The sequence below is a fragment of the Psychrobacter sp. TB20-MNA-CIBAN-0197 genome, assembly GCF_040309765.1.
Taxonomy (GTDB): domain Bacteria; phylum Pseudomonadota; class Gammaproteobacteria; order Pseudomonadales; family Moraxellaceae; genus Psychrobacter; species Psychrobacter submarinus.
Genome location: NZ_JBEOPC010001092.1, coordinates 1 through 250, shown reverse-complemented (window position 1 = coordinate 250; position 250 = coordinate 1). Strand labels below are relative to the sequence as shown.

Below are 250 nucleotides of genomic sequence, written 5' to 3'. Positions count from 1 at the left end.
CTCCAATCTTGAGCACTTGCCCAACTATCAGATCACTGAGCGCTTGGACGTGGTTTACGGCAGTACCGTGCGCTCAAAGCATGTCGGTAAGGACTTGTTCGCCAGTCTAAAAAACATCGTTGGTGGCGAGCTGACTGCCTATACTGAGCTACTAGAAGAGTCGCGCCAAGAGGCGATAGATCGCATGATTGTAAAAGCCGAAGCACTCGGTGCTGATGCCGTCGTTGGTCTGCGATTTTCGACCTCTAGC

The 250-nt window shown here is 52.0% G+C and carries 1 protein-coding gene; it reads left to right on the top strand.

The features are described from left to right. Nucleotides 1-250: YbjQ family protein (locus AAEY83_RS17285; protein ID WP_351061136.1), on the top strand; the 250-nt coding region annotated here is incomplete at both ends.